The 5,568-nt window shown below is 73.1% G+C and carries 5 protein-coding genes; 3 read left to right on the top strand and 2 right to left on the bottom strand.

The features are described 5' to 3' along the window. A partial coding sequence (locus H5J30_RS15860; protein WP_181788082.1) for a sulfotransferase family protein occupies positions 1-747 on the top strand: 747 nt, incomplete at its 5' end. A gap of 153 nt (positions 748-900) precedes the next feature. Continuing rightward, positions 901-2,481 carry an acyl-CoA mutase large subunit family protein gene (locus H5J30_RS15855; protein WP_181788081.1) on the top strand — a complete coding sequence of 527 codons (1,581 nt, stop codon included), beginning with the start codon at positions 901-903 and terminating at the stop codon, positions 2,479-2,481. A gap of 103 nt (positions 2,482-2,584) precedes the next feature. Here H5J30_RS15855 and H5J30_RS15850 read toward each other — a convergent pair whose 3' ends face one another. Together H5J30_RS15850 and H5J30_RS15845 are read right to left on the bottom strand one after the other, a co-directional pair. Next, the gene (locus tag H5J30_RS15850; RefSeq protein WP_258563341.1) at positions 2,585-3,754 is read right to left on the bottom strand and encodes a macrolide family glycosyltransferase; all 1,170 of its coding nucleotides are present in this window, start codon (positions 3,752-3,754) and stop codon (positions 2,585-2,587) included. Between the two features lie 100 nt (positions 3,755-3,854). Further along, positions 3,855-4,502: a CatB-related O-acetyltransferase gene (locus H5J30_RS15845; RefSeq protein ID WP_181788080.1), complete on the bottom strand. Its 648-nt coding sequence runs from the start codon at positions 4,500-4,502 to the stop codon at positions 3,855-3,857. Positions 4,503-4,599: 97 nt separating this feature from the next. Between H5J30_RS15845 and H5J30_RS15840 the strand changes: the two genes are divergently transcribed. Further along, entirely contained in the window at positions 4,600-5,268 is a 669-nt protein-coding gene (locus tag H5J30_RS15840) for a TetR/AcrR family transcriptional regulator (protein WP_258563340.1), read from the top strand. Positions 5,269-5,568: the final 300 nt, after the last annotated feature.

The following is a 5,568-nucleotide window of genomic DNA, read 5'->3' as shown; positions in this document are numbered from 1 at the left end:
GCCCCCCGCGCCCCGCGCCTCGTCCCGGCGCCGGTGTTCGTGCTGTCCTCCGTACGCTCCGGCTCCACCCTGCTGCGCGTACTCCTCAACAGCCACCCCGAGATCCGCGCCCCGCACGAGATGCACCTGCGCACACTGCGCGTCGAACTCACCCGCCCGTACAGCGCCAAGGCCATGGAGGGCCTGGAACTGGACCGCCGCGAGCTGGAACACCTGCTGTGGGACCGCGTGCTGCACAAGGAGCTGGAGCGCAGCGGCAAGCGGGTCATCGTCGACAAGACCCCCGCCAACGCCCTCATCCGCGACCGCCTCGCCGACTGCTGGCCCGACGCCCGCTTCCTCGTCCTGCTGCGCCACCCCGGCGCCGTCGCCTCCTCCCTCGTCAACCGCCGCAGCGACCCGGACCCCGACGCCGTCCGCGCCGAGGTCCTCGCCTACGGCGAGGCCCTGGAGGCCGCCCGCACGGGGCTGGGCGCGGCGGGGCACGTACTGCGCTACGAGGACCTGACCGCCGAGCCCTCCGGGACCACCCGCGGCGTCTGCGAGTTCCTCGGCGTGGAGTGGACCCCCGGGATGCTCGACTACGGCGCGCACGACCACGGCGCCTTCCGGCCGCACATGGGCGACTGGAGCAGCACCATCAAGTCGGGCCGCATCCAGCCCGCGCGCACCGGCGACCACGGCGCCGGGCTGACCGGGCGGCTCGCGGAGCTGGCGGAGCTGTGGGGGTACGGGCGAGCCGGGTAGGCGGCGCGCGGCCGGTCCCGGCCCGTTGTCAGCGGCGGAGCGTACGCTCGTGGCTACAGTCCGTGCAGACGCTGGGCGGCAGTTCCGCGCAGCCGGGGAAGACCGGGGAAGACCGGGGAAGGCCCGGGAAGACCGGGGAAGGGCAGGGATCACATGGCGCGCCACTCGGAGTCCGGCCTGCCCATCGAGCCGGTGTACGGGCCGGAGGCCCTGGCCGGCTGGCGACCCGAGGTGCGGCTCGGGGAGCCCGGGGCGTACCCGTACACCCGCGGCGTCTACCCGACGATGTACACCGGCCGGCCGTGGACGATGCGCCAGTACGCGGGCTTCGGCACCGCCGCCGAGTCCAACGCGCGCTACCGCGACCTCATCGCCCACGGCACCACGGGCCTGTCCGTCGCCTTCGACCTGCCGACGCAGATGGGCCACGACTCCGACGCGGTCCTCGCGCGCGGCGAGGTCGGCAAGGTCGGCGTCGCCGTCGACTCGGTCGACGACATGCGGGTGCTCCTCGACGGCATCCCGCTGGACCGGGTGTCCACGTCGATGACGATCAACGCCCCGGCGGCGCTGCTGCTCCTGCTCTACCAGCTCGTCGCCGAGGAGCAGGGCGTGCCGGCGGCGCAGCTCACCGGCACGGTCCAGAACGACGTGCTGAAGGAGTACATCGCGCGCGGGACGTACATCTTCCCGCCGCAGCCGTCGCTGCGGCTGACCGCCGACATCTTCCGGTACTGCCGCGCCGAGATGCCGAAGTGGAACACCATCTCCATCTCCGGGTACCACATGGCGGAGGCGGGCGCCTCGCCCGCGCAGGAGGTCGCGTTCACGCTCGCGGACGGCGTCGCGTACGTGCGTACCGCGGTCGCGGCCGGGATGGACGTGGACGACTTCGCGCCCAGGCTGTCGTTCTTCTTCGTCTCCCGCACGACGGTGCTGGAGGAGGTGGCCAAGTTCCGCGCCGCGCGCCGCATCTGGGCCCGGGTGATGCGCGAGGAGTTCGGCGCGCGCGACCCCAGGTCGCTGATGCTGCGCTTCCACACCCAGACCGCCGGCGTCCAGCTCACCGCCCAGCAGCCCGAGGTCAACCTCGCCCGCGTCACGGTCCAGGCGCTGGCGGCGGTCCTCGGCGGCACGCAGTCGCTGCACACCAACTCCTTCGACGAGGCCATCGCGCTGCCCACCGACAAGTCGGCGCGGCTCGCGCTGCGGACCCAGCAGGTGCTGGCGTACGAGACGGACGTGACCGCGACCGTCGACCCGTTCGCCGGGTCGTACGTGGTGGAGACGATGACCGACGACCTGGAGGGGGCGGCGGTGGAGCTGATGCAGCGGGTCGAGGACCAGGGCGGCGCGGTCAGCGCGATCGAGAACGGCTTCCAGAAGGGCGAGATCGAACGGAACGCGTACCGGATCGCGCAGGAGACGGAGTCCGGCGAACGCATCGTGGTGGGCGTCAACCGCTACCAACTGGCCGAGGAGGAGCCGTACGAGCCGCTGCGCGTCGACCCGGCGATCGAGACGCGGCAGGTGGAACGGCTCGCCCGGCTGCGGGCGGCACGGGACGGGGGCGCGGTGGAGGCGGCGCTGGCGGAGCTGCGGACGGCGGCGGAGGGGACGGCGAACGTGCTGTATCCGATGAAGACCGCGCTGGCGGCGCGGGCGACGGTGGGCGAGGTGTGCGGGGCCCTGAAGGGGGTGTGGGGGACGTACGAGCCGGTGGACGCCTTCTGAGGGGCGGCGCGGACTCGGCGGCGGAGTCCGCGCCGCAGGGCGGGGCGGCACCGCCGGCCCGAAGGGAGGAACCTCCCCTCCGGTCCGGGTCCAGGTCCAGGTCTCAGGGCAGGAGGGCCTCAATGAGGTCGGCGGCGCGGGGCGTACCGCCCTCGGTGCGGGCGTCGGCCTGCAACCGCCGGGACGTGTCGGCCCGTTCCGGATCCGCCATCAGGGCGTCCAGCGCCGCGCGCAGGGTCTCGGCGGTGGCGTCGGCGGTGTCCACCCGGCGGGCGATGCCCAGTTCCACGAGCCGGTCCGCGTTCATGAACTGCTCGGCGCCCTGCGGCACGGCGATCATGGGGACGCCCGCGAGGAGCCCTTCGCCGCAGCCGCCCATCCCGGCGTGGGTGACGAAGGCGTCGGCCTGCTCCAGGACGGCGCGCTGCGGGACCCAGGAGTGCACCTCGACGTTCGGCGGGACGGTGCCGAGTTCGCCGGGGTCGGTGTGCTTGCCGACCCCGAGGACGACGTGCCAGCCGGGCAGGTCGCCGAAGGCGGCGATGCACTGCCGGTAGAACTCCGGTTGGCGGGTGTACGCGGAGCCGAGCGAGACGAGCAGCACCCGCTCGGCACCGGGCGGGCGGGTCCAGCCGTCCGGGGCGGCGTCGAAGCACGGGCCGACGAAGGTCACCGTGCCGGTGTCGACGCGGTCGGCGTTCGGCTGCATCGCCCGCGGGATGAGGGCGAGGGACCGGCCGGGCGGCCCCGAGAAGGCGTCGACGTCCTTGGTCGTCGCCCCGCACTCGGCGAGCCAGCGCGCGAACTTCGCCTGGTACGCGTCGGCGCCGGGCAACTTCCGCAGGTGCGTGGCGACTTCCTCCTCGTAGCCGTCCCAGGCGACGAACGTCGGGGACAGCTGGAGGAGGGGCCGGCCCTGCGCCTCGGCGAGGGCGCGCGCGGCATAGGCGCCGATGTCGTAGAGGTACAGGTCGGCAGGGTCGTCGTCGTAGGCGGCGTGCAACTGCGGGAGGGCCTGGATGGCGTCGTCGACGAAGAGCTCCGAGGCGGCGATGGGGTCGGCGGGCCAGTCGTTGTCGACGAAGGGCAGCGTGGAGGTGCAGGGCACCAGTTCGGCGCCGGTGGGTTCGATGCGGCCGGCGATGAAGGGGTCGTTGGCGTAGGTGACCCGGTGCCCGCGGGCCACGAGTTCACGGATGACCGCGAGGCTGGGCAGGACGTGGCTGACGACGGGAATGCCGATCATGGCGATGTGGGCGCGGCGAGGGGACATGGACGATCACTCGTTTCCGGGTGGCACGCGATGAAGGGTGCGGGGTCTGCGCGGCTTACGGGGCTTAGGGGGCCTACGGGGCCTACGGGGCCTGAACGGCTTACGGGGCAACGGCCTCCAGTGCGGCGACGGTACCGGACATGATCGTCCGGACGTGCCCGGTGAGGTGCCCGACGGGCCAGTCCCACCACGCCACGGCGAGGAGCCGGGCGACGTCGGCGGCGTCATAGCGCGTACGGATGAGACGGGCCGGATTGCCGCCGACGATGCCGTAGTCGGGCACGTCACCGGTGACGACGGCACCGGCGGCGACGATCGCGCCGCGGCCGATCCGCACGCCGGGCATGACCGTGGCGCCGTGCCCGAACCACACGTCGTTGCCGACGACGGTGTCGCCGCGGCCCGGCAGACCGGTGAGGAGGTCGAAGTGCTCGGCCCAGGAGCCGCCCATGGTGGGGAAGGGGAACGTGGAGGGGCCGTCCATGCGGTGGTTGGCGCCGTTCATGAGGAACCGGGTGCCGGTGCCGAGAGCGCAGTACTTGCCGATGACGAGGCGCTCGGGGCCGTAGTGGTAGAGCACGTTGCGGGTCTCGAAGGCGGTGGGGTCGTCGGGATCGTCGTAGTAGGAGAAGTCGCCGGCTTCGATGAGCGGGGAGGTCAGGAGGGGCTTGAGGAGGACGACGCGCGGGTGGTCGGGCATGGGGTGGAGCACGGTGGGGTCGGCTGGGCCGGCGGGGAGGGGTGGCATGGGAAGGGGGGCTCCTGTTCACGACTAGTGCGACAACCGTAGCGTTAAGATGGTGACGGAGCCCCGGCAGGTTGATCAACCGAATTGCGGACGACCGATGACAGACCAGCAGGCCACAGCAGCGGGTAGCGGCCGCCCGGGCGGCAGTCCGGGCGGCGGCCCGGACCGCCGCCCGGGCGGCCGCACCGCCCGGGTACGCGCCCAGGTCCTCGACGCGGTGCGCGGAGAACTCGCGGAGAACGGCCACGAGGGACTCACGATGGAGGGGGTCGCGACCAGGGCGGGAGTACACCGGGCCACGGTCTACCGCCGCTGGCGCGACGTGGGCGGCCTGCTCGCGGACGTCATCGACGCCGCGGGGGAGATGGACTGGCACCCGCCGGACACCGGTTCGCTGCGCGGCGACCTGGCGGCGCTCAACGAGGAGATCCAGGAGTCGCTGACCGTACGGCCATCCTTGGCTGTTGCGCTGATGGCGGCCTCGTACCACTCAGAGCAGGCGGCGGAGGCGCAGACACGACTGTGGGAGGAGAGGTACGCGCAGTGCGAGGCCGTGGTGTCGCGGGCCGCGAAACGGGGCGAAGTCCGGGGGGACACGGACGCACGGGCCCTGCTGGTAGCGGCGACGGCACCGGTGTACCACCAACTTGTACTGCTACGGGCCACGCCGGACCCACGCCTGCCGGAACGGGCGGCGGAGGCGGCGGTGGTGGCGGCGATGGGGGGCGCGTTCGGGGCGGAGGAGGCACGGGACGCCGGGGGGTGAAGAAGGAACGCCGGGCCAGACCAAAACACAAACCCGGCGGACACCGGAGAACACCGAACAACACCGGAGAACCCCTCACACCCGCCCAAGGGTAGGCGCCTGCTCTGACAACGAACCCGGGTCGTCGGCGGGGTCGGCTGGTCAGACGAGTGGGGAGGGCGGGTGCCGGGGGGCGGGTGGACCGGGTACGGGGCCGGGGGTACGCGGATCGGGTACGGGGGCTGCGGCGTCGGGGTGGGCCGTGGTGCGTGGGGATGGGCCGGCGTCCGGGGGATCCGTGAAGGGAGTAGCCGTGTCGTC

It is taken from the genome of Streptomyces phytophilus (assembly GCF_013870535.1).
In the GTDB taxonomy this organism is placed as follows: domain Bacteria; phylum Actinomycetota; class Actinomycetes; order Streptomycetales; family Streptomycetaceae; genus Streptomyces; species Streptomyces phytophilus.
Note: the sequence above shows the minus strand (reverse complement) of the source record. Positions and strands in the feature narration are given on the sequence as shown.